Source organism: Advenella kashmirensis WT001, from assembly GCF_000219915.2.
GTDB classification, from domain to species: domain Bacteria; phylum Pseudomonadota; class Gammaproteobacteria; order Burkholderiales; family Burkholderiaceae_B; genus Advenella; species Advenella kashmirensis.
On sequence record NC_017964.1, the window covers coordinates 3,090,598 to 3,113,452 of the forward strand.

Consider the following 22,855-nt stretch of genomic DNA (forward strand, 5'->3'; position numbering starts at 1 on the left):
CTTCTCCCCCTTCCCTCACCACCCAACCTGATCCTCATCCGCCGAAACGGGCCTGGGTACGCCTGGTCTGGTTACTAATTGCACTTGTGGTTTTCCTCGGCTTCTGCGCTCTCGGTATCTGGCAAATGGAACGGCGTGCCTGGAAGCTGGATCTGATGGAGCGCGTGGCGCAGCGCATCCACGCCCCGGCCGTTGCTCCTCCTGATCGCGGCGACTGGAATACCATGTCGGCGTCCCGCGATGAATATCGCCGTGTCAAACTGCGCGGTACTTATCTGCATGCGCAATCTGCGCTGGTGCAAGCGTCAACCGTTCTTGGCACAGGTTATTGGGTCATGACGCCCCTGCGTCTTGATGATCAAAGCATTGTTCTGGTTAACCGGGGTTTCGTGCCGCAGGCACAACAAAACGGCCCTTGGCGCCACAGTCATGAACCGGCAGGCGAGATCAAGCTGACGGGTCTGATACGATTGACCGAGCCCCGTGGTGGTTTTCTGCGAGATAATCGCCCTGATGAAAATCGCTGGTTTTCCAGAGATGTGCTGCAAATCGGGAAAAGCCGTGGACTCAGCCCGTTGGCGCCCTATTTTGTAGATGCCGATGGCCCCGGCGCCCGTATTTTTCCGGGCATGTCACCGGCCGCGCCATCCAATAGCAGTGAACCCGCAGCAGCGACCGCTACGAGCGCCTCCGGTCAGTTGCATATTGCCGACGAACACCTGCCAGTTGCAGGTCTGACGGTAGTATCATTCAGTAATAACCATTTAATGTATGCCATCACCTGGTTTGGTCTGGCTATACTGGTCATCCTTGCCGTGTACTACGTTTGGCGTGAGGAATATCACATCCGCAAGTCGGAAAAATGACACGCAGTTTTCCGCCATAAACCAGGCGACGACCCGGAATTATCTGAAATTGGACCCTTTTCGCAACCAACCCTCCCTGAGTCGGACCACCTACCTGCAGGCAACTGACCCGGGCCGGCTCGATGATGGCAATGCCACGGGCCGCCAGAATATGCTTCAATTGATCCAATTGCGCTGGATTGCCGTGCTGGGTCAGGTGATGACAATTTTGGTAGCGCAATTTGTCCTGGATCTTGCACTGCCGCTCAATACCATGCTGGCCCTGGTACTGCTACTGGTGCTGTTTAACGTGGGCAGCATGCTGTTCTTGCGTGCCGGCAATCCGGTCAGCAACACCCAGCTTTTCGTCGCATTGCTGGCCGATGTAGGCATACTCACAGCCCAATTGCACTTTAGCGGCGGCGCGAGCAACCCATTCATTTTTCTGTTCTTGCTGCAACTCACACTGGCAGCTGTGCTGCTCACGCCCCGCAGTACGTGGATAATGATGGGCATAACCAGTGCCTGCTTTGCCTGGCTTGCCCTGTCCAAGCAAACGCTGATCCTGCCACCGGCCCATGAACAGGGTCTGAACAGCCTGTACGTGCTGGGCATGCTGGTCTGCTTCACGCTCAATGCCGCCCTGATCATGGTGTTCATGACACGGATCAGCCGGAACCTGCGCATGCGTGATACCCACCTGGCTGCCATGCGCCAGGCCGCAGCAGAAGAAGAACATATTGTGCGCATGGGTCTGCTGGCATCCGGTGCCGCGCATGAACTGGGCACGCCGCTGTCGACGATGGCCGTCATTCTGGGCGACTGGCAGCATATGTTACCCTTTACCAAAAATCCGGAATTGCTGCAGGATATCGATGAAATGCAGACCCAGGTCATGCGCTGCAAGGCAATCGTTACCGGCATTCTGGTCTCTGCCGGTAAAACACGCGGTGACTCTCCAACAGAAACAACAGTGCATCAGTTTCTTGATCAAGTGCTGGAGCAATGGCGCTTGGTGCGCCAACCCAGGCAAATGCTTTATGACAACCGTTTTGGCCCGGACGTGCGTATCGTTTCAGACTCTGCATTGCAACAGATGATCGGCAATGTCCTGGATAACGCGCTGGAAGCCTCGCCCGACTGGCTGCGCGTAGAAGTCACGCGTGAAGACGATCTGCTTGTTCTGACCGTCAAGGATGCAGGCCCCGGATTCGCTCCGGAAATGCTGGCTCACCTGGGACAGCCATACAACTCCAACAAAGGCAAGCCTGGAGGCGGACTGGGTCTGTTTCTCTCGGTCAACGTTGCCCGCACCCTTGGGGGTAGCATTACCGCACAGAATCTGCTGTCTGGCGGTGCATCAGTTACACTGTTATTGCCCCTATCGGCCATCAAACTGGAAAAAGGAGATGACCATTGACGAATGACGCCATTAAAGGTGAGCTACTGATCGTGGAAGACGATGCGGCGTTCGCACGCACACTAACGCGTTCGCTGGAGCGTCGCGGCTATCACGTCGTTGCCGCCAACAGTCAGGAATCTGTGCTTGCCGTGCTGCAGGACCGCACACCCGCGTATGCGGTTGTTGACCTCAAGCTAAAGGGAGAAGGCTCTGGACTTGCCTGTGTGAAGGACTTGCACGCCCATAACCCGGACATGCTGATCGTCGTACTGACCGGATTTGCCAGTATCGCCACCGCTGTAGAGGCCATCAAACTTGGCGCTTGTCATTATCTTGCCAAACCAGCTAATACAGATGACATTGAGGCCGCCTTTGGCCGTTCGGGCGGCGTCACCAACGTCAAGCTCAGCGCGCGCCAATCATCCATCAAGACCCTGGAATGGGAGCGCATCCACGAAACACTGGCAGAAACGGGATTCAATATTTCGGAAACCGCACGTCGCCTGGGCATGCATCGCCGCACACTTGCTCGCAAACTAAACAAACAACAAGTGAAATAACCTGGCACAAAGGCGATTGATTAAGTGCCATGACCTTTTCATGAGCACAGCGAAGGGTCGAAAGATTATTGCTTTCGGCCTTTTTATTTGTCGCAACATTCATTCGTATCCCACAAAAATAACGAGTCCCGATTCATTTTTACACCTTATTCATGCATAACCGATCAGGCTGGCTGTCGGTGTCTGATTGGATAATTATTTTGCGGCTAACGCTCGCCGGCATTGCCTTTTTTCCGGCGTAACAATATGATACGAATCATTCATATTCTGCAGCACCTTTTCATGGCTCCTTCCGAACATATCGCTTTCCTGGTTTCCAATAAACTTGGCGATTCCCTGTTGCTGCTCGCTCTGGCCCACAATCTGGTGCGCAGCGGCCGCCGGGTCACCGTGTTCGGACGGCAGGCGCATGCACTGGCCTCGTGGTTGCCAGGCCTTGAAGTGCGGCCGATTCCTTCTGAAGGCGCGTTGGCCCTGACGCAATTTGACAGCGTGTTCCAGATGGATATTGATCAGCCATCGCGCTTGATCCACACAACTGTCCGCGCCCGCTCAGGTCATTGACCACGTGGTTGCGCCAGCAGCCGGCACAGCCCAGACTTTTCCTGGACGAATTGCGCCATTTTGCAAAAGCCGTTTATGGTATTGAAGACTGGTCCAGCGCCTGCGGCCTGGTTCTCCCACATCCGGAGCGCTGGCGGCAAAACCGCAGGCGTATCGTGATCCACCCGACAGCAGGGTCAGCCGAACGCTATTGGTCCGACTCCAAATTTATAGAATTGGCGCAACGCTTGTCTCGCCAAGGGCATGACGTTGCCTTTGTAGTGGAAGAGCGCGAAGCCGCGGCATGGCAGGCTACGGCACAGAAACAACCCTTTTCCGTGCATCATTTTGAATCGCTGCAGGCATTGGGCGATTTTATCCACGAATCGGGCTATCTGATCGGCAACGATTCAGGCATTGGGCACCTGGCCTCGGCCTGGGTGTGCCAACCGTCACGATATCCCACCGACCCCGCAATATGCTGCGCTGGCGTCCCCAATGGGTGCCTGGCGTAATCGTGCCACACTTGTGGTTGCCACTGCGAGTATGGCGTCGCAAGTACTGGCGCTTTGCAGTCACAGTCACAGCAGTCACCCGATCATTGCGTCAATTGCAGAAAATGGAAACACGCGACGATCGACCCAACGTACCTGCCCGCCGGGTTGGGCAAGGCAGTGGTCACCGATATACCTCCTGCATGATAATATGCCACCTGCCCATGTACCCAAGCCAATATCGTTGCAGAGCAATCATACGGTCCACGCTAGCGGCTGAGCGAACCGCAGCTGCCCATCGTTAAAGCGCGCCCATGATGAAAGCAGACAAGCTATTGGCTCTTGGTAAGCGGTCGATGTCTGCGCCATTACACATCGCCCCCCCGTTTTCATGACATCGTAACGTGAACTACTCTTTTAAGGTGTCGGCCCAATCTGCAATCGCATTGGCTGTTTCTATCGGCTTTTCAGCGGGCAGCGCATGGCTTGCATTGTCGATCACCTTGACCGTAACCCGATCGCCAAACTCCTGCTTCAATTCGTTGCGCGAGGCGGCCGGACGAAAGGGATCAACACCGCCTTGCAGATCAAGCATGGGCACGGTGCCACCAGCCCACCAGTCATCCCGGTTGGTCAGTTTGCGGGCCGCGCGCTGGCTTTTGGTCACTGCCTGATTCCAGCCTTCAAGCCAGGGTTCCGGATCGCTTCCCTGTGCAAAGAATGCCAGCCTCAAGCCTTCCAGACGTTGCTCGCGCGAGGATGCAGGATCATTGATCATCGTAATGGCTTCGCTCAGTTCCTTCGGCCAGGACTTGGCGCCGGCCGCAACCAGAACGACACCGCGCGCCAGTTCTGGGTGGTCTGAAGCAATCGTACGGGCAATCCAGTTGCCATACGCATGCCCCGCGAGAATGGCTTTGTCGCCCTCGTTCCTGATGACAGCGGCAAAGTCCTTGGCAAAGTCATGAAAGGAAACCCCTTGCATCGGACCGTGACTGCCACCAATACCGCGCGGCTCCGGTCGCAGTACCCGGTAACCCCGTTGCGCCAGGCGCTCGGCCAGTTGGCCAAACTCCTCGGTGCCGCGTCCTGTTGAGGCAATCAGCAGAACCAGCGGCCCTTTTCCTTGTGCATGATAGCTAATCGTCGCGGTGCCGTTCTTCACCGACTTGACGACAGCCTCTTCTGCGTGCGCTGATCCCACGCCGATCATTGCAATGGCGCCAACAGCAAGGGCTACAGCCCGAAATTTTATGCTCATCTCTACTCTCCCATTGTTATAAATATCATTTACTCAAGCGAAATCAATCCGGCAAAACGTGTAGCTAACAATCCTTTAAGGCAGCGGGAACGCATTGCATACCAGTGCCTGGTATAGCGACGCTTGCGTTCTGAAAACAATCTGCTGCCGTTTTTTTCAAATGAGGTTTCAAAGCGCCATGCCTATCGCTTATTACTAATGCCACTTGTCATGCCTATCGCTGGTTACTGTGATGAGAACCGAACACAAATGCGCCTGCGTGTTCGCGAGCGCAGCGGACCCCGCGAACTATCGGATCAGCATATAAAAAAGCCTGGCAATCTCATGACTATGTCCTCTTATGCAATTTCCCTGCGCACCCTCAGCGCACGAATTGATCGACGCAACTGCTGGGGCATTAATGACGAATGGCATATTTATTCATTAATACATTGCACGCTCATCCTAACCGCTTCCCATTTTTATGTCAATAAGCTATGTTATTGACCTTTTAATTGAGTAACTGCCATTTCAATATCTCCTATAGCAAAGGTATCTTATATTTCAATACCGAATTTAGTACTCTAATTCCACAAGCAGTACTGTTAAAAAGAGACTGCGGTTATGCTGTCTGAAGAGCAATACCAATCTCTCGCTGGCGGACACTGGCCAACAAGCCCCGGCATGACAGCATTACAGTGGCTGTTGATGCAGCCGTCTACCGGCGCCCCGCGAAAATCGCCGCGTGCAAATTATGGTTTGGCGAACGTCGGCTTGCTGATGTGTCCTGCGAATTAAACGGGCTCTGGCAAACAAACAACCAAAACCCGGTCCGCAGCATCACCCCGCCAGCCTGTCAGCCGAAGCCTGCAGACCCTGCAGAATACTGTCAGCCAGCGACTCGGAAAATGACTTGGGTAGCCCGGCCCGCACAGCCCGCACGACCGCGGGCGTTCGCGCCACAAGATCATCTACAACTGCCTGTGCGCTGTGCCCGTCAGGCGTGACTACCCCATAACGCTCGCCCACATTCAACCAGTGCCGTCGCTCAATTGTTCGCATCAGGTAATGCGCGTTTTTTGAGCGCACGGCCATCGCCATTTTCACCCTGAAAGGCGAGAGCTTGCCCTTGCCTTCTCCCAGAAAAGGCAGAACGGAAAGAATGTCATATAGCGGCGTGAGCTCGTAGCCTCCACCAGGCCTGAGAAAAACGCTGAAATTTTTCGCTTGACCATCGGGCGCCCACAACATCCAGAAAAGTATTTGCGACTGGAAAAAAGTGCGTTTATCACGTTCAGAATAAAGAGAGGTGTCAAGTAGCCTCATGATGCGATCTACGCCAGGTCCACCATCAGCCTCATATTTCAAATGGGGTGGGGTCGCCGTGATCTGGCAAAAATCTTCCTGTGGCAGCCGGGCCAGCCACGGTTTTTGCTCTCCATGAGCAATCCAGGCACGATCGAATCGCGTTACGGACAATACCTTCATGTCTTCGAACTGCAGCGGTTCGCATTCGGCTACCGGTAGCCCGTAGGCGCGCAGGATCTGGGCACAAAGCCATTCGTTTTCGACAGACTCGCTCAAGTCCAGCTTCATATTCCCGACCAGCCCCATTGGCAACTTGAAAATATGCGTCGTGGGCGTCGCGCCTTGCGGTCGGCACCAGCGACCCTGGAAATACAACAGGGCCGTTTTTTCCTGCGCGCCGGCAATGGAGATGCGCAAGTCTTGTGCATCGGAACCGGCTGCGCGGCCAAGGGGCCGGGATTGAGCGTATCGCGCAACAAGCGGGCGACTTCGGCCTCGCTAAGTGGTGTGGCATGAACAGCGTTTACCGCCTCTGGCTGCATGCCTTCGGGAAGCAGTTGCAAGGCGCCCACGCAATCGCGGCCCACCTGCATCAGCAAGTCGAACGCATCGGTGGAACCTGTCTGGTATCGACGCGCCACCCGTTGGCGAATTTCTTTGCTGTCAGGTAACAGATTTTCGAAATAGGCGCGTACGGCGTCGCCACGATGTGGCGGATTGCCAGGTGCAAAAGGAAGAGACAGGGAAAGCGCCCGGCCACGCGTCGAGGCAACCCAGCTGTCTGCATATTGCAGAACCTCGCCATCGCCTGGCCGGGTATGCCAGGTCCCCACATAGTCTGCGTTCATCCATAGCCCGAGTGTACGGGCATGAGAGCGTCTGCCCATGGCGTTACCAGACTGAGGGAACTACGCCGGCCGCGGTGTCGGGCTCACCGCTTTTGCGCAGCACCAGATCCACGCCCAGAATGCTGAGCAATCGCAACAGTCGATCTGCGCTCACGGTGTCTGCGTGACGCTCCAGTGCAGACAATGTCTGCTGCGTCACACCCAGCCGAAGGGCTGCTTCACGTTGCGTGAGCCCGGCCTCCTTGCGGAACGCCTGCAGCAGCATGGGCAGTTGTGCCGACGTTTGAACAGTATAGTCGCGCATCCATATCTCCTGAGATTTTTACAAATTATAAGCTGTAAATTTAAAATACAGCATTTAAATTGTATTATCAGTATACAAAATATACATTGTATTTTCAATATACAAATTATAATATGTATTTAGTATTTAGAAGAAACGCACGGGCAAATGCGCGGTTAAGCTGCAATTGAGTTTTTTGCCAACAACGATTAGCCGCTGATGACCACTTCCACACCTTGTTCACGAATCGCCTGCAACACCGCCTGATCAGCAGCAGCATCGGTAATCAGGCGCTCAACCTGCGACCACGGGCAAATGCGAAAGCTTGCAAAGGCGTTAAGCTTAGTATGGTCTGCCATAACCGTGGTACAACTGGCTGCTGCGATAAAAGCCCGATTCATGGAAGCATCTTCGCTATCACGCATGAAAATACCCGCGGCAGATACTGCATGCACACCCAGAAAGGCTTCGCGAATCTGAATGCCGGATAACACATCATTGTCGGCACGCTCTATGGTGGCCTGCTTGCGCGGGTCCAGACGCCCGGCCAGCACATAGACATGGGCAAGATGGCTTTGCCCGGCTGTCGCAGCAACTGTCAGGCCATTGGTAATCACATGCAGGTCCTGATGACCGCTAAGTGCCTGGGCCAGTGCGTGGGCGGTCGTCCCGGCATTGATGAGAATGCTGTCGCCGTCAGAAATATACTGAATGGCGCATTCGGCAATGGCAGCCTTTTCAGTCGACTGCTGGCGATGCCTTTCGGCGTAGTTGTACATCTCGTAGCGAGCATTGCCTTCGGCAAGCACCTCTTGCGAGACCACCGCCCCGCCGTGGGTGCGTTCCAGCAACCCTTTTTCACCCAACTCAAGTAAATCACGTCGGATGGTAATCGGCGACGTTGAAAACGCACGCGCCAAGTCCCGCACGGTCACGGCGTTGGTTTCCTGCATAAGCGCCAAAATGCGCTGTTGACGTTCTACTTTGAGCATATATGATCCATTTTGGCTGAGATTCATTACCATAACATGAACAGTCATGAATTTAGTCAGTTGAAAAAAGATCATAAATGATCGTTTGTGTTCATATCCATGTCATATTCGATCGTTAAAGTGGGCGCCATGACACCACATACCACCTACAAAACGATTATCTTTGATCTGGACGGCACACTTCTGGACACCTGGCCCAGCCTGCTGAAGGCCGTGCGCACGGTTACTCCCGGCGTAACGACCCTAGAAGCTGCAGCACTGCGTCTGGCATTAAGCCAGGGTATTGGCGCAATGTTCTTGCGGGCCACCGAACAAATGGAACTGGGCGCCGAGGCGATGCAGGCAGCCATGCGCGACATGGAGCGCTCCTATTATGGCCATGCATTATCTGCCGCTGTGCCATACCCGAACACAAGTCAAATGCTCACGCAACTGCATTTGGCTAGCCTGACGCTGGCGTTGTGCACCAATCGCGATCGCGCTTCCACGCTGGCCCTACTGGATCAGACCGGATGGCGGTCACTCTTTTCACATATTCACTGCCTGGATGATGGCTTGCCGGCCAAGCCGAATCCGGCTGCCATTCTGGCTACCTTATCGCATCTCCAATGCCCGTTGCGGGAAGCATTATTCGTCGGCGACTCCTGGATCGACGCGCGTTGCGCAGCGCAGGCGGGTATTGACTTTGCAGCCCATCTTGGCGGCTATCACACTCACCCAGGTGAACTGAGCCCTGCCGTGCTGAGCTACCGACATGCAGGTGAGCTCAGTCAATGGCTGGCCGAACGGTTCACCCTTCTACCGGAACTGAATCATGACTGATATTATCCTTGACCACATCAGCAAGTCTTACGGCACAACCACCGTACTTAACAAGCTATCGCTCACTATACGTAATGGCGAATTTCTCACCCTGCTAGGCGCTTCCGGTTGCGGAAAATCAACCCTGCTCAAACTGCTGGCGGGACTGGAGATGCCGGATACCGGAACAATCAGAAAGGGCAATACGGATGTATTGACGCAGTCGCCCGGCGAACGAGACTGCGCCATGGTGTTCCAGTCCTACGCGCTCTATCCTCATATGACCGTAGGCGACAATATCTGCACCCCGCTGTATATGCGCACGCTGCATTTTGCGCAACGGCTGCCAGGGGCACGCTGGATCAGCCCGGCAACGCGTCGCAAAACCGAAGACGCACAAAAACAGGGACGAAAAATTGCCGAGATCCTGGGCATTGCCCATCTGTGGGATCGCAAGCCCGTACAGCTTTCCGGCGGCCAGCGTCAGCGTGTCGCGCTGGCGCGTGCAATGGTGCGACGCCCCTCCCTGTTCCTGTTCGATGAACCGCTCTCGAATCTGGATGCCAGCCTGCGCCAGTCATTGCGCAGCGAAATCCGGCAACTGCACGATGAACTGGGTGTCACCTTCGTCTATGTCACGCATGACCAGCACGAAGCCATGTCCATGTCTGATCGTATCGCCGTGATGAAAGGCGGGCATATCCTGCAACTGGGCACGCCCCAGGAAATTTATCACAGCCCAAGCCATGCTAATGTTGCCGCCTTTGTGGGGGCACCTCGGATCAACTTCCTGGCGGTCACGCAAAATGCCACCGGACATGCCTGCCTGCAGGACCAGCCGCTGCATGATTTCTTTCCGAAGCACGCATCACAACTGGCATTTCGTCCGCAACAGGCATCACTGACTGCCTCGAGTAATACGCTGAGCGTCAGGGGCAGAATCACGCTGGTCGAGTTCACCGGGCCTGAATGCATGGTGACCATGCAAACATCGGCCGGTGAATCTGTAGTCGTGGTGCTGGAAACGGCGCCGCACCTGAAAATCGGCGAAGTGTTGCAAGTGCATGTACCACAAGAGGCCTGGCATGTGTTTGATGCCCAGGGCACAGTTTGCGCGCAGACAGGCAATGCCTGTCATTGGCAGCCTAGGAGATCGTTATGCGCATCAAGCCACTGCAACTGTCGCTGCTACTGGGCCCTTGTCTGGTTCTGACTGCCTTGCTATTGATCGTACCCCTGTTCATTGTGGCGCTCATGTCTTTAACAGACTGGCAGTTCGGCGCCGGCACCTGGAACTGGGTAGGGCTGGGCAACTACGTCGACCTCTGGAATGACCCTACCTTTCGCAAAAGCTTTGCCAATACTGTGTATTACCTGGTCATCGTGTCGGTGTGCTCCATTGCAATCGGCCTGGGTGTTGCCTTGCTCATCGAATCCCACGAATCCTTGCGCGGGTTTTACCGTACCGCCTTTTTCATGCCGGTTGCCTCAACACTGATCGCCATGGCTGTGGTATGGCAATTTCTCATGCATCCCACTGTCGGTTTTCTGAACAAAGTGCTGTCATGGTTTGGCATCAGCCCCCAGAACTGGCTGAACGATTACGACCTGGCCCTGCCGTCGCTGGCTGCCATCGGGATATGGCAAATGGCGGGACTGGCCATGGTCATGTTCCTTGCCGGCCTGAAAAACATTCCAATGGAACTGCGCCATGCCAGCCTGCTTGACGGCATGCGTCATCCGCTGGATCGCCTGCTGCGCTTGACCTTACCCATGCTGGGACCAACCATGCTGTTCGTAGTAACGGTCTGCAGCATTCGATCACTACAAGTTTTCGATACTGTACATGCACTTACTCAGGGCGGGCCGAACAAGTCCACAGAAGTGCTCCTGCATACGATTTACTCCGAAGGCTTTATTTTTTTCCGCATGGGTTACGCCGCAGCCATCGTGCTGGTGTTCGTCGCCTGCATTTTCATACTTACCTTAATCCAGCAAATTGGCATGGAAAAACGGACCCATTACCAATGAAAAATCCAATGCACGCTTCGCTTTCCTGGCAAATATTCCGACACGTGGTGTTAATGGCGGGCGCTGCAGTCTTCCTGCTGCCCTTTGTCTGGATGCTGTCCACCTCCCTGAAACCGGCAGATGAGATTTTCCGTGAAGGATTTCATCTGTTGCCACAGCATTGGGCTGCGATCGAAAATTATTCGAAGGCGCTAACCCAGGTGCCCCTGCTTCGCTATCTAGTCAATGGCATCGTGGTCTGTGCCGGCATCCTGGTTCTGCAGATCATTGTCGCGCTGCCCGCCGCCTATTGTTTTGCCAAGTTGCAGTTCCGGGGCAAGCGCCTGGCCTGGGGACTGGTGATGATGTCGCTGATGATTCCGTTTCAGGCGACGGCCATTCCGCTCTACATCCTGCTGTATCACGCAGGATTGCTGGATACGACGGCCGCACTAATCATTCCGTTCATCGCGTCCGGGTTTGGTATTTTTCTGATGCGCCAGTTTTTTATGGGCGTGCCTAATGACCTTATTCACGCCGCCCGTCTTGACGGCATGAGCGAGTTCGAACTGGTCTGGCGCATCATGATGCCGGCAGCCATGCCGGCGCTGATCGCATTCTCGATATTCTCGGTGGTGTGGCACTGGAATGATTATTTCTGGCCGCTGCTGGTAATCAACACCGCTGACTTGGCCACGCCGCCACTAGGAACGATGTTCTTCAAGAACGAGGAAGCCGGAACCGATTTCGGACCGCTGATGGCCGGCACCGTCATCATCACGCTGCCCCTACTGCTGTTTTTTCTGTCCGCGCAGAAGCGCTTTATCGAAGGTGTCACCCTCTCGGGTGTCAAAGGTTAAACAAAGGAATTCATGATGCAAACTAAAAATCTGTTGCGCGCCCTGGCGTGCCTGTCCCTGACAAGCAATACGGCCTTTGCCGCAAAAATTGAACTCATTGTCGACTACCCATATCCTGATGTGTTCAATCAGGTGCATGCTGAAATTGCCAAACGCTTTACCGAAAAGTTTCCCGACTATACTGTCAAGTTCCGCGCGCCTACGCCCGAGTATGAAGAGGCGACCCAGCAGGCATTGCGCCATGCCGTTACCAAACAACTGGCCGACGTGTCCTACCAGGGCTTAAATCGCCAGCGCGTTTTTGTCGATCGCAATATCGCGGTCGAACTCACTCCGTTTATCAATGCCGAAAAAGACTGGGCCAAAAGCGGCTACAGCCCCGCCCTGCTCTCGCTGGGACAGGTCAATGGCAAACAGGTCGGCATCGGGTTTTCGCTCTCTACCCCCATTGTGTACTACAACATGGATTTGCTGAGCAAAGCCGGCGTCAAAGCAGATGCACTGCCCAAGACCTGGGATGAGATCATCGCTATCGCCGACAAGTCACGCAAGGCCAACCCCGGCACCAACGGGCTGCATTACGACTGGGAAATTACCGGCAACTGGCTTTGGCAGGCCATGGTTTTCTCCAAAGGCGGCACGATGCTGAACGCCGATGAAACCAAGGTGGCGTTCAACGATAAAATCGGCCAGGAATCCATTGCACAGATGGGCCGCATGGTCGAAAACGACACCATGCAGAATCTGCGATTCAAGGATGCGACCCAACTGTTCGTGACAGGGAAATTGGCTGTCCTATCATCGTCTACATCGCGCTTGTCGAGCATTGCAGAGCAAATTGGTGACAAATTCAAGATGGTGACAGGTTATTTCCCAATCTATGGCGAGCAAGGAAAGGTTCCGGCCGGCGGCAACGTAGCAATGATGTTCACCAAAGACCCGGAGCGCCAAAAGGCAGCCTGGGAATACATTAAATTTGCCACCGGCCCCGAAGGCGCCACGATCATGACGAAAGGTACTGGCTACTTCCCTGCCAACACATTGCCTATTGACGATCCGGCAAAACTCAAAGGGTACTACGATGCCAATCCCAACCAATACACCGCTGTCAAGCAGATGCCCTGGCTCACCGGCTGGTATGCTTTCCCCGGAGAGAACGGCCTGAAAATCACGGACGTTATTAATGATCGTCTGCAGACTGTATTCGATAAATCGGCCCAACCGCAGCCAGCCCTGGAAGCCATGGCCCAAGACGTGCAAAACCTTCTCAAGTGAGGTGATAATCATGAAATTTATCCATCTGACTGATACGCATCTGGTTGCTGATGCCGGTGTTCTATATGGCACCAATCCAAAGCAACGCCTGCAACAAGCCGTAACGCATATGCTCGCGCACCAACCGATGCGCAGGCCGTTGTGATTACCGGCGACCTCACGCACTATGGGCACGCCCAGGCATACGTCCATTTGCGCGAATGTCTGGCACCATTGACCATGCCGGTGTACCCCATCCTGGGCAATCACGATAGCCGGCAACAGTTCCGACATCACTTTGCACATATCGATGCCGACGAGAACGGCTTTGTTCAGTATGCCCGTGATTTCGGCCCATACCTTGCCTTGTTCCTTGATACCAACGAACCGGGCGTACATTGGGGCGTCTATTGCGAAACCCGGGCCAATTGGCTACGCGCACGGCTGGCCGAATCGAGCAAACCGGTTCTGTTGTTCATGCACCATCCCTTCTTTCCAATAGGCATTCGCAGTATGGATGCACTTTCACTACTGGACACCGCAGCTTTTTTCGGCGCGATTGACGGTTTTGAACACCGCATTCGCCAGGTCTTTTTTGGCCATATCCATCGGCTATATGCGGCACCTTCAGAGGCATGGCTTATTCAACCCTGAGGGGCACCAATCATCAGGTGGCACTTGACCTGCATGCTGATAAAAGCTGCATCCATGGCAGTCATGAGCAACCACAATACGGTGTAGTGCTGCTCAATGAGGAACAAGTCCTGATTCATGCAGAGGATTTCCTGGACAGCGACCGGCGCTATCGCCTGCATGAAATGGCCGACGATACCACCGCGCTCGCCTGAGCGCCGAGCCGCCTTGCTGTTGCACGCAAGCTTCAGTAACAGACAGATCTATCTGTAGTTCACATGTGTGTATATACCCCCAGGGTATATACACACAGCTATCCCAGCCAAGACAGTGGGCGCCAGCCCCGTACATCCGTCCTGAGTGTCCCGACTGGCTCACCTGTTGCCAGTCATGATTGAAACGGTCGGCCTGCTTACGGTAAACACACCAGGTATGTCCCGCGCTTGCGTATAATACGATCTCCCTTCATATCGTTCATACTTGTTCAGCACCAACTAATAATGACGATTGAAAATCGGTATGTGGTTTTACATGTCTGGTTTGACATAAGCCCGTGCCACATCCGTGAACCACAATAACTTCACCAGGAATTTCCCCGTGCTCCATATCATTATGGCGGTCATTGGTCTATACGTCAGCGCACGCGGCATCTGGCCGCTTTCGCTTAATCTGACTACCAAAATCGTATTGACTCTAGCCGTCCTTTGCATCGCCGAACATCACCTGATCACCCGAACCTGGTTTGGCTCCATGGCCTCACCTGAAGTCCCTGCTGCAGTCTTGATGCTGGTGGGCTGGCTATTTTGCACGTTGCTTCTGCTGGGCTTTTTCATTCTCATAAAAGATTTGCTGGGAATCGTGACCTATCCTGTATCGGCTGCCACCGGTCGTTTGCTGTTGGCCTCGCCGCGGCTACTGGTCGTCATCACCATGATCACCCTTGTGATCGCCGCTGTCGGCGTCTGGAATGCAGTGAAGATCCCGAAAGTAAAAACAATTGAAATTGCGTTGCCCGGCCTGCCCACAGCCTTTGACGGCTTTCGTATTGTTCAATTAACCGACTTGCATGCCAGCCGCCTGCTGCAGCGGCCCTGGATGGCCGCTGTCGTTGACCGGGCCAATGCGCTGGACCCCGACCTGACTGTCATCACTGGTGACATGGTCGATGGCTCACCACAGGCCAGAGCAGATGATGTCAAGCCGCTGCAATCGCTGACGGCCAAATATGGCGTACTGGCCATTCCGGGAAATCATGAATATTATTCCGGATACCAAAGCTGGCTGTCGGCATTCAACGACCTTGGGCTACGCATGCTTATTAACCAGCACGTTACCATCACTCACGACAACCAGCAGATTGTGGTGGCCGGTATCACCGACCATGCGGCCGCTCGCTTTGGCCTTCCCGACCCCGACATCGCTGCTGCCCTGGAGCAGGCGCCCGCCAACCAGACCGTTATCCTGCTGGCTCACCGCCCGATGGGTGCCTCCGCCCATGCACAGGCCGGCGTGTCGCTGCAATTGTCGGGGCACACGCATGGCGGCCAGATTTTAGGCGCGCACGTGCTCACAAAAATGGCCAATGACGGATTCGTCGATGGCTTATATGATGTCGATGCCATGAAAATGTACGTCAGCATGGGAACCGGGCTATGGAATGGGTTTCCCATCCGGCTGGGACGCCCGTCCGAGATCACGCAGATCGTACTGCGAGCCAAAAGCGAAGCTGCCGAATAATCCGACCAGGTCGGGCATATGCAATACGTGCCTGACCTGACGCAGTTGGCTCCTTTGCCTCATGACCTGACCAAAATCACAGAAATCACTTTTGTGATTTTCACAAAAAAATTACACAGCCTTGTCATTATTTTTATGGTAAAGTATTTTTCAGCTGGTTGTAAGCTTCTGCATTGTACTTGCACCAGCCACTACCGGTAGCTCCATCATTGCCGGTGTAGACAACATCAAGCGACGTCCTGTCCGGCATAGTGCCCCGTCGCCCCGACCACGCCCTTTCTGTCCACATCTTGGCGGGACAGTATCTGCGGCACCATTCGCAGCACCTTGATATCCAGACGCTACGGCGTATTTGCCACGCAGCATTCAGCTTTGTTTGACATTTTTTGTTTGACAGCAAGGGAATCAGATGACTGATCACAGCCCGAACCAGGCCAGGCCGCAGCCCCAGCTTTCTGTTTTTGACGCCGTCACTATTGTGGTCGGACTGGTTGTCGGTATCGGTATCTTCCGCACGCCGTCAATTGTCGCGGCCAATGTCGCCTACGAATGGCTGTTTATTCTGGTCTGGATTGTTGGCGGACTCATCACTCTTGTGGGTGCGCTATGCTATGCCGAGCTGTCTGCGGCGCACCCTCATGCTGGCGGCGAATACCATTTCCTGTCGCGCGCCTATGGTCGCTCGGTTGCCATGATGTTTGGCTGGGCGCGCTGCACCGTAATCCAGACCGGCGCCATCGCGGTAGTTGCGTTCATGCTCGGTGACTACGTGGCGCAAATTGTCCCCTTGGGACCCCACGGCCCTTCCATCTATGCAGCGGTCTCGGTAATTGTGCTGACCGGGGTCAATTTTATAGGCACCACTGAAGGCAAGAACCTGCAGATTATCGTCACCTTTATCGAAGTGGCAGCGGTCGCCGCCATCATTCTGTTTGGTCTTCTGGGCTCTGGACAGGCGCCGCCCGCAACGCAACCGGCTACCCCGGAAACGGCTGCACTTGGCATGGCCATGATATTCGTGCTGCTCACCTATGGCGGCTGGAACGAAGCGGCCTATTTGACCGGTGAACTCAAGGACGCGCCACGCAACATTGCCAAAGTGCTGATGCTGGGCACCCTGATTCTGGTAACGCTTTATGTCCTCACCAATCTGGCGCTGCTCTCTATTCTGGGCCTGGACGGGCTGCGCGCATCCAATGCCGTTGCCGCAGATATGATGTACGTGGTCGCTGGCGAACCCGGTCGGGTCGCAGTATCCCTGGCCATTATCGTCGCGGCGATCTCTACCCTGAATGCAACCATTTTTACGGGTGCCCGGGTTTTTTATGTCATGGCGCGCGATATGACCATACTCAGGTGGGTGGCGATCTGGGACAGCCGCGGCAAAACCCCGGCCAACGGCCAGATTCTGCAAGGCGTCATCGCCCTGGCGCTCATCGCCATGGGCGCCATTACCCGAGATGGTTTCAAGGCCATGGTGGACTATACAGCACCTGTATTCTGGGCTTTCATGCTGCTGGTCGGCCTATCGCTGTTCGTGCTTCGCTGGCGTCATCCTGAGCGCATCCTGCCCTACAAAGTGCCTTTGTACCCCATCACGCCCATTCTGTTTTGCCTGACCTGCCTGTACATGTTCTACGCCAGCGTCGCATACACCGGCGTGGCTGCACTGATTGGACTGGCCGTGCTGGCCGCAGGCGCGCCCATTCTCCTGTTTCGGGTCAGGGATGATCAGGAGCCGGACGGGCCGAAAGCACAAACTGAAATCACCGTTCTGAAGTAATCACCTCAATAGGAGAGAATCGATGACTACGCCTGCTAAACCCCTGGTCGCCGCGATACTGTTCACCATGACGGTGAGCTCGCCACTTGCGGCACAAACCGCTCCCGCCGCTGCCGACAACAACGCGACCACCAAACAATACACGCCGTCTGTCGGGCAACAGGGCAAAGACGTCGTGTGGGTGCCAACCTCACAGGCGCTGGTTGACCGCATGCTGCAGATGGCCCGGCTGACAGCAGATGACCGGCTGGTTGATTTGGGCTCGGGCGATGGCCGGCTGGTCATTACCGCTGCCAAGCGCGGCGCAATTTCGCGCGGCATTGAGTTCAACCCAGACCTGGTCGCCATCTCAAAACGGGCTGCACAAACCGAAGGCGTAGCGCAGCGCGCCACTTTCGAACAGGCAGATATCTTCGAATCCGATTTTTCAGATGCCACTGTGGTCACGCTTTTCCTGTTACCCAGTCTGAATCTGCGCTTGCGTCCGACCCTGCTGGACATGAAGCCCGGCACGCGCGTCGTTTCCAATTCATTTGCAATGGAGGCATGGGAGCCGGATGAATCAGTCGAAGTCAAAGAGAACTGCACCAATTACTGCCATGCCTATAAATGGATCGTTCCGGCCAAGGTGGCCGGCACCTGGAAAATCGGCGAGCGTGAGCTTCAATTGAAGCAGACATTCCAGATGCTGGACGGAACACTGAGCGACGGTGCCAACCAGCGGCGCATCAGCAACGCACGCCTGAACGGAGCGCACATTACCTTTTCCGTGGACGGGCAAACATACTCTGGCAAAGTGGAGAATAAACAAATGCGCGGAACCATAGACGGCAAAGCAGATTGGACAGCGCGACTGGTATCTATGCAATAGATGTGATACGTGCTGGTATAAGCGGCCTGCATCTGTCCCACCACTCAGTGCAGGCCGCCTCCTGATCAAAGCGGGCTATATACACCCTGTTGCGAGAGATGGGCTTCCAACTGGTCTTGTACTCCCACCGCAAAATTGTGCACTACTTCCTCACACAAAAAACCGACATGCGGAGTCAGCAACACGTTGGGCATGTTCAATAGCGGATGGTCGGGCGCCAGCGGCTCCTGATCAAATACATCCAGAGCACAATAGGCAATACGTTTGTGATGTAAAGCATCCACCAGCGCATCCGTGTCGATAAGTTCGGCACGCGAAGTGTTGACCAGGATTGCACCAGCGTGCATCCAGCCAAGGCGCTCGGCGTTTAGCAAGTGACGGCTCGTCTCTGACGGCACCAGATGTAAGCTGACCACCAGCGAAGTTTCCAGCAGCTCTTTTAACGACACTGCCAGTACGCCATGTTCGGCGGCGCGTTCTGCCGTCATGTTCGGACTCCATGTCACGACTTGCATACCAAACACTTTGCCGATGGCCGCTACACGCTGGCCAATCTGACCCAATCCAATCAGCCCAAGCCGCTTACCTTCCATGACAGGCGGCATAAAGGCGCTAACATCAGGATTGCGCCAGCGGCTGTTTGACGCAGACAATGCCGATTGAGGCACACGCTTGACCGCAGCCAGAATCAGCGCCCAGGTATGTTCGCACGTGCTGGCCTTGGACGGTCCCCATGCGGTATGACCGACATGTATACCGGCCTGCTCTGCGGCCTTGGCATCCAGGGTGCGATTGCGCGCGCCGGTGCTAATGATTCGTTGCAAGCCAGGCAACAGGGCAATCAAATCGGCATCAACAGGCGTTCGGTCGCGAAATACAACAAGCACCTGGGCCGACGAGAGCGCTGCACGCAAAGCGTGCCCGCACAACCTTGTATTGTGAATGATCACATTTGCCCGCGACCGGATTGCTCGCCAGTCTACGCGGTCGCGCAGTACATTTTCCCAGTCATCCAAAACTACAACGGTCGGTTTGCTATCCATACCCGAACCTGCTCAACTTGCCTGCGCGACAAGCGCACGCACATCATCTGCATCAGACAGGCTCCAGCACTGCTGTATCAGACGGACGGTTTTTTCTGCTCCAAGCACCGGAGCGGACATGGCAGTAAATTTGGCCATCAGGTCATCATCGGTCATCGGATGTTGCAAAGACCCAATGGCATGGTCCACGCGTATGTGCACGATCTTGCCATCCTTGAGTGTAGCTGTAGCTTGGACTGCCGCTTCATCGATTGTATCGTCCACAATGGCAACGACTTTGCGACGTGTTGCCACGACATCTTCCCGATTGACTATGGCGTCGTCGTACTCATCTTCGGACGCCTTGCCAAAAATCAGACCGGCAGCACAACCGTGATAAACACTGAACTTGCCCTGCAGACCATCAGCCGGTTCTTTTTTCCCTGTCAGCTCAAGCACCAGCGAATGAACACGCAGGTCCAGACGCACCAGATTGTCTGCAGTCACACCCTGCGCTCTGAGCTGCACGCAGGCATCGATACTGGGATGGATCACGATACCGCAAGCAAAGGGCTTGTATGCATTGAAAGAAATTTCAAAACGCTGACCAAGCTCATCAGTAATTTCATTCCAGTCGAACTTTGTCGATACCACTTGCGCAAAGCCCCTGGGTGCTTCAATCGCACGCGGACTGGCGGTAAACCCCTCTCGCGCCAGCAATGCCGACATCAGGCCCGCTCGTGCAGCACCGCCAGGATGAAAGGGCTTGGTCATGGTGCCGAACTGTTCGCGCAATCCCACCGGTTGCGAAGCTGCAATACCCAATGCCATTGCCGTCTTTTCTGTGTCCAGGCCAAGCAACCTTGAGCAAGCTGCGGCAGAGCCAAGAGATCCGGTAGACCCTGTAATATGCCAACCCCTGTCATAATGGTGCGGATAAATGGTGTTGCCAACGCGGCATGCAACATCGATACCCAGCACAACGGCATCGATAAGCTGGCGACCACTGGCGCCGGTCAGTTCCGCCAGGGCCAGTACCGCCGAGCAGACGGGTCCGGCAGGATGAATAATCGTTTTAAGGTGAGTGTCGTCAAAATCAAAAAGATGCGACGAAATTCCATTGATGAGAGCGGCACTGGCAATATCTACCCGTTCCTGACGGCCTGCGATCGTGGCCTGAGCTGCCGGCTCGAGGATCTGGACAGCACGCAGGCGGCCTGCACAGCCGCGTGCTGCGATGCACCCACGGCGCATCCAAGCCAGTTGAGAAATGTGCGATGCGCCTCATGCTCCACTTCATCGCTCCAGCCTTTTGATGGATGGGTGGCGACAAACTCCGCAAGAATACGGGTTACTGCCGGTGCGTTCTGATCTGCTTCAACCTTCGTATTTACAGCCATGATAATCCTGATAAAGTTCAATTAAAATATTACAAATGCAATTGGCCTGGAATACAGGGCAGACTCATGCGTCAAGGCGTATATTCTGGTCCTGCGCAACTTTCTTCCAGCGTTCAAGATCTTTCTGAACATAATGTTCAAATTCCTGCGGATTCATCGGCATCGGCAAAATTGCTTCAATCTGCAGACGCTTTTCCAATTCGGGTTTGATCAAAACAGCATTGAGCGAATCATTCAGTGTCTTGACAATATCGTCTTTCATACCCCTGGGACCAGACACGCCGTACCACTGAAGCACATCATCAAATCCCTTGACGCCCAACTCCTCGAATGTGGGAATATCCGGAAACCGCGCATTGCGTTTGTTGCCTGTCAATGCAATCGCGCGAACGGTTTTTGAAAGCAGATGAGGAACGGCCGCGGCCAGACCAGGAAACATCGCTTGCGTACGAGCACCGACCAAATCCTGAAATGCAGGCGCGATTCCCTTGTAGGCAATATGCTGGGTTTGCAGGCCAGTGTCCTGCTTGAGTAATTCCATTAGCAGATGAGTCAATGAACCGGCACCTGCCGAACCATAATTGCTTGTTGTATTTCTCTTAAAATAGTCTACGAATTCGGTGAGCGTGGTAATGGGCAGTTTGGCATCCACCACCAATACATTGGGTGTGCCGCCAATCATGCCCACCGGCGTAAAATCCTTAAGCGGATCATAGGGTACTTTTCTCGTTGCAGGGCCGGTGCCCAGCGTTGCGACATAACCCTGCATCAAAGTATAGCCATCTGCCGGAGCACGCGCCGCGCGCTGGCAGGCAATCACCCCGCCTCCACCGCCAAGATTTTCAACCACAAAGGTGGCATTGCCCAGCCCTTTGCCCCATTCGCTTGTAGTGGCGCGGGCGACATAGTCACTCCCGCCACCGGCTGCCACCGGAACGATATAACTAATGGGTTTGGCGGGATATTTTTCCTGTCCCACGGAAATTGTAGGTAAAGCAATGGCGCCTGCTCCCATACTGAGCAGGAATGAACGACGATCCATGATTTGTCTCCTCCGATATATTTCGGATGTGTTAGTTGTGAATTGCCAGTCTGTACCGGCAGCAAAGCGGGATATTCAATGTCTGATTAATAACCTCGAAAGAAATAAGGTCGTTATAACGAGCCTCACATATCGGCAAGGCGCTTGTGAGCCTTGACCACGTGATGCGACAGCAGTTCGGCGCAATGCAGCGCGCCACCAATATTGTCCGCATCACGCAGCGCCTGCACAATTTCCTTGTGCTCGGCATTGGATTTGTGACGATGATCCGGTGTAGACAGATTTTTGACCCGGGCAAGATGCAATTTCTGTATCACCTCGCGATAGCTTTTGGCAATTTCACGATTCCCGGCAAATTCAATGAAGTGCCAGTGAAAGTGCAAGTTGGCGTTGTAATACGCTTGCACATTACTTTCCAGATTGGCCTGATCCATTTGCGCCACGCAGATATCAAGTAAAGCCACCAGCGCCATGCGTCGCTCGGGCGTCAACTGCGCAACCATCTGGCCGGCATGATTGTCCATCAGTGCCCGAAACTGGTACAGATCGTGTACCTCTTCCTCGGACAGTTCCCGGATGTAGACGCCCGAATGCTTGCGCGATACTACCAGCCCCATACTTTCCAGCTCACGCAGTGCCTCACGCACCGGCACTCGGGATACTTTCATTTGCTCCACCAACTCCGGTTCACGCAATGCCTGCCCGGGCGTTAGCGTTCCCGACATAATCTGATTGAGCAAATAGTCGCGCACCAGTTTACCCAGTGACGTATTTTTGATTCCTTCGAACGTTTCCTGTCCGATCTGTCCATTTAGCCAATCCATATAAACTTCCTTTGTTTCGTATAATTGTATACGATTATACGAAATTGAAATCGAGGGATTTCCCGTATTTTGGTTCGCGATACCAGGGCTATCCTGCCACCAG

23 protein-coding genes and 2 pseudogenes are annotated in these 22,855 nt (G+C 54.6%); 17 read left to right on the forward strand and 8 right to left on the reverse strand.

What is annotated here, in order from left to right; translation table 11 throughout:
* The first annotated feature begins 77 nt into the window (after positions 1-77).
* The 5 genes from TKWG_RS14505 (at position 78) to TKWG_RS14525 (ending at position 3,865) form a co-directional block, all read left to right on the forward strand.
* Positions 78-866, forward strand: a complete 789-nt coding sequence (locus tag TKWG_RS14505; protein WP_407636930.1) for an SURF1 family protein — start codon at positions 78-80, stop codon at positions 864-866.
* Between the two features lie 49 nt (positions 867-915).
* Positions 916-2,265 (forward strand): ATP-binding protein, encoded by a 1,350-nt coding sequence (locus TKWG_RS14510; protein ID WP_014751565.1) that lies wholly within the window; start codon positions 916-918, stop codon positions 2,263-2,265.
* Positions 2,262-2,807 (forward strand): response regulator transcription factor, encoded by a 546-nt coding sequence (locus TKWG_RS14515; RefSeq protein ID WP_014751566.1) that lies wholly within the window; start codon positions 2,262-2,264, stop codon positions 2,805-2,807. The genes TKWG_RS14510 and TKWG_RS14515 overlap by 4 nt, the downstream gene beginning before the upstream one ends.
* A gap of 246 nt (positions 2,808-3,053) precedes the next feature.
* Positions 3,054-3,371: a hypothetical protein gene (locus tag TKWG_RS14520; protein WP_041709558.1), complete on the forward strand. Its 318-nt coding sequence runs from the start codon at positions 3,054-3,056 to the stop codon at positions 3,369-3,371.
* A complete protein-coding gene (locus TKWG_RS14525) occupies positions 3,368-3,865 on the forward strand; it encodes a glycosyltransferase family 9 protein (protein ID WP_041709560.1) in 498 nt (165 codons plus the stop codon). Before TKWG_RS14520 ends, TKWG_RS14525 begins: the two co-directional genes overlap by 4 nt.
* Positions 3,866-4,253: 388 nt before the next feature.
* Here TKWG_RS14525 and TKWG_RS14530 read toward each other — a convergent pair whose 3' ends face one another.
* Positions 4,254-5,105, reverse strand: coding sequence for an alpha/beta fold hydrolase (locus TKWG_RS14530; RefSeq protein ID WP_014751567.1), 852 nt, complete (start codon positions 5,103-5,105; stop codon positions 4,254-4,256).
* 123 nt (positions 5,106-5,228) lie between these two features.
* On the opposite strand from TKWG_RS14530, the gene TKWG_RS14535 reads away from it, so the two are divergent.
* Positions 5,229-5,591 (forward strand): hypothetical protein, encoded by a 363-nt coding sequence (locus TKWG_RS14535; RefSeq protein WP_014751568.1) that lies wholly within the window; start codon positions 5,229-5,231, stop codon positions 5,589-5,591.
* Between the two features lie 333 nt (positions 5,592-5,924).
* On the opposite strand, the pseudogene TKWG_RS14540 reads toward TKWG_RS14535, so the two are convergent.
* The 3 genes and pseudogenes from TKWG_RS14540 to TKWG_RS14550 all read right to left on the reverse strand — a co-directional run bounded on the left by TKWG_RS14540 (position 5,925) and on the right by TKWG_RS14550 (position 8,515).
* Positions 5,925-7,279: pseudogene (locus TKWG_RS14540) on the reverse strand (type II toxin-antitoxin system HipA family toxin).
* 4 nt (positions 7,280-7,283) lie between these two features.
* Positions 7,284-7,544, reverse strand: coding sequence for a helix-turn-helix domain-containing protein (locus TKWG_RS14545; RefSeq protein ID WP_014751569.1), 261 nt, complete (start codon positions 7,542-7,544; stop codon positions 7,284-7,286).
* A gap of 188 nt (positions 7,545-7,732) precedes the next feature.
* Positions 7,733-8,515, reverse strand: coding sequence for a DeoR/GlpR family DNA-binding transcription regulator (locus tag TKWG_RS14550; RefSeq protein ID WP_041710349.1), 783 nt, complete (start codon positions 8,513-8,515; stop codon positions 7,733-7,735).
* A gap of 99 nt (positions 8,516-8,614) precedes the next feature.
* Here TKWG_RS14550 and TKWG_RS14555 point away from each other — a divergent pair, with 99 nt between their 5' ends.
* The 11 genes from TKWG_RS14555 to TKWG_RS14600 all read left to right on the forward strand — a co-directional run bounded on the left by TKWG_RS14555 (position 8,615) and on the right by TKWG_RS14600 (position 18,464).
* The gene (locus TKWG_RS14555; RefSeq protein WP_014751571.1) at positions 8,615-9,337 is read left to right on the forward strand and encodes an HAD family hydrolase; all 723 of its coding nucleotides are present in this window, start codon (positions 8,615-8,617) and stop codon (positions 9,335-9,337) included.
* Positions 9,330-10,529 (forward strand): ABC transporter ATP-binding protein, encoded by a 1,200-nt coding sequence (locus TKWG_RS14560; RefSeq protein WP_014751572.1) that lies wholly within the window; start codon positions 9,330-9,332, stop codon positions 10,527-10,529. The genes TKWG_RS14555 and TKWG_RS14560 overlap by 8 nt, the downstream gene beginning before the upstream one ends.
* Positions 10,475-11,347: a carbohydrate ABC transporter permease gene (locus TKWG_RS14565; RefSeq protein ID WP_014751573.1), complete on the forward strand. Its 873-nt coding sequence runs from the start codon at positions 10,475-10,477 to the stop codon at positions 11,345-11,347. The genes TKWG_RS14560 and TKWG_RS14565 overlap by 55 nt, the downstream gene beginning before the upstream one ends.
* Complete coding sequence (locus tag TKWG_RS14570) at positions 11,344-12,186, forward strand: carbohydrate ABC transporter permease (RefSeq protein ID WP_014751574.1); 843 nt, start codon at positions 11,344-11,346, stop codon at positions 12,184-12,186. Before TKWG_RS14565 ends, TKWG_RS14570 begins: the two co-directional genes overlap by 4 nt.
* Before the next feature lie 12 nt (positions 12,187-12,198).
* Positions 12,199-13,461, forward strand: coding sequence for an ABC transporter substrate-binding protein (locus tag TKWG_RS14575; protein ID WP_148274551.1), 1,263 nt, complete (start codon positions 12,199-12,201; stop codon positions 13,459-13,461).
* Between the two features lie 10 nt (positions 13,462-13,471).
* Positions 13,472-13,606, forward strand: a complete 135-nt coding sequence (locus tag TKWG_RS26070; RefSeq protein WP_014751576.1) for a hypothetical protein — start codon at positions 13,472-13,474, stop codon at positions 13,604-13,606.
* Entirely contained in the window at positions 13,603-14,094 is a 492-nt protein-coding gene (locus tag TKWG_RS25165) for a metallophosphoesterase (RefSeq protein WP_238534187.1), read from the forward strand. The genes TKWG_RS26070 and TKWG_RS25165 overlap by 4 nt, the downstream gene beginning before the upstream one ends.
* Entirely contained in the window at positions 14,076-14,288 is a 213-nt protein-coding gene (locus tag TKWG_RS25170; protein WP_238534188.1) for a hypothetical protein, read from the forward strand. The genes TKWG_RS25165 and TKWG_RS25170 overlap by 19 nt, the downstream gene beginning before the upstream one ends.
* 382 nt (positions 14,289-14,670) lie before the next feature.
* Positions 14,671-15,810 (forward strand): metallophosphoesterase, encoded by a 1,140-nt coding sequence (locus tag TKWG_RS14585; protein ID WP_014751577.1) that lies wholly within the window; start codon positions 14,671-14,673, stop codon positions 15,808-15,810.
* A gap of 409 nt (positions 15,811-16,219) precedes the next feature.
* Positions 16,220-17,593, forward strand: coding sequence for an APC family permease (locus tag TKWG_RS14595; protein WP_014751579.1), 1,374 nt, complete (start codon positions 16,220-16,222; stop codon positions 17,591-17,593).
* A 22-nt stretch (positions 17,594-17,615) separates the two neighbouring features.
* Positions 17,616-18,464, forward strand: a complete 849-nt coding sequence (locus TKWG_RS14600; RefSeq protein WP_014751580.1) for an SAM-dependent methyltransferase — start codon at positions 17,616-17,618, stop codon at positions 18,462-18,464.
* A gap of 65 nt (positions 18,465-18,529) precedes the next feature.
* Here the strand turns inward: TKWG_RS14600 and TKWG_RS14605 are convergent, their stop codons facing one another.
* From TKWG_RS14605 to TKWG_RS14620, 4 genes and pseudogenes are all read right to left on the reverse strand, one after another.
* Entirely contained in the window at positions 18,530-19,507 is a 978-nt protein-coding gene (locus TKWG_RS14605; RefSeq protein WP_014751581.1) for a D-2-hydroxyacid dehydrogenase family protein, read from the reverse strand.
* A 12-nt stretch (positions 19,508-19,519) separates the two neighbouring features.
* Positions 19,520-20,886, reverse strand: a pseudogene (locus TKWG_RS14610) (MmgE/PrpD family protein).
* A 64-nt stretch (positions 20,887-20,950) separates the two neighbouring features.
* Positions 20,951-21,928, reverse strand: coding sequence for a Bug family tripartite tricarboxylate transporter substrate binding protein (locus tag TKWG_RS14615; protein ID WP_014751583.1), 978 nt, complete (start codon positions 21,926-21,928; stop codon positions 20,951-20,953).
* A 125-nt stretch (positions 21,929-22,053) separates the two neighbouring features.
* On the reverse strand, positions 22,054-22,752 hold the full coding sequence (locus TKWG_RS14620; protein WP_014751584.1) for a GntR family transcriptional regulator: 699 nt from the start codon (positions 22,750-22,752) through the stop codon (positions 22,054-22,056).
* Positions 22,753-22,855: the final 103 nt, after the last annotated feature.

What these genes read in the sequence shown, in the direction of transcription:
- TKWG_RS14520 (WP_041709558.1), top strand. Translation starts at nt 3,054, where the DNA reads ATGATACGAATCATTCATATTCTGCAGCACCTTTTCATGGCTCCTTCC.
- TKWG_RS14530 (WP_014751567.1), bottom strand. Translation starts at nt 5,105, where the DNA reads ATGAGCATAAAATTTCGGGCTGTAGCCCTTGCTGTTGGCGCCATTGCA.
- TKWG_RS14545 (WP_014751569.1), bottom strand. Translation starts at nt 7,544, where the DNA reads ATGCGCGACTATACTGTTCAAACGTCGGCACAACTGCCCATGCTGCTG.
- TKWG_RS14550 (WP_041710349.1), bottom strand. Translation starts at nt 8,515, where the DNA reads ATGCTCAAAGTAGAACGTCAACAGCGCATTTTGGCGCTTATGCAGGAA.
- TKWG_RS14555 (WP_014751571.1), top strand. Translation starts at nt 8,615, where the DNA reads ATGTCATATTCGATCGTTAAAGTGGGCGCCATGACACCACATACCACC.
- TKWG_RS14560 (WP_014751572.1), top strand. Translation starts at nt 9,330, where the DNA reads ATGACTGATATTATCCTTGACCACATCAGCAAGTCTTACGGCACAACC.
- TKWG_RS14565 (WP_014751573.1), top strand. Translation starts at nt 10,475, where the DNA reads ATGCGCATCAAGCCACTGCAACTGTCGCTGCTACTGGGCCCTTGTCTG.
- TKWG_RS14570 (WP_014751574.1), top strand. Translation starts at nt 11,344, where the DNA reads ATGAAAAATCCAATGCACGCTTCGCTTTCCTGGCAAATATTCCGACAC.
- TKWG_RS14575 (WP_148274551.1), top strand. Translation starts at nt 12,199, where the DNA reads ATGATGCAAACTAAAAATCTGTTGCGCGCCCTGGCGTGCCTGTCCCTG.
- TKWG_RS26070 (WP_014751576.1), top strand. Translation starts at nt 13,472, where the DNA reads ATGAAATTTATCCATCTGACTGATACGCATCTGGTTGCTGATGCCGGT.
- TKWG_RS25170 (WP_238534188.1), top strand. Translation starts at nt 14,076, where the DNA reads ATGGCTTATTCAACCCTGAGGGGCACCAATCATCAGGTGGCACTTGAC.
- TKWG_RS14595 (WP_014751579.1), top strand. Translation starts at nt 16,220, where the DNA reads ATGACTGATCACAGCCCGAACCAGGCCAGGCCGCAGCCCCAGCTTTCT.
- TKWG_RS14600 (WP_014751580.1), top strand. Translation starts at nt 17,616, where the DNA reads ATGACTACGCCTGCTAAACCCCTGGTCGCCGCGATACTGTTCACCATG.
- TKWG_RS14605 (WP_014751581.1), bottom strand. Translation starts at nt 19,507, where the DNA reads ATGGATAGCAAACCGACCGTTGTAGTTTTGGATGACTGGGAAAATGTA.
- TKWG_RS14615 (WP_014751583.1), bottom strand. Translation starts at nt 21,928, where the DNA reads ATGGATCGTCGTTCATTCCTGCTCAGTATGGGAGCAGGCGCCATTGCT.
- TKWG_RS14620 (WP_014751584.1), bottom strand. Translation starts at nt 22,752, where the DNA reads ATGGATTGGCTAAATGGACAGATCGGACAGGAAACGTTCGAAGGAATC.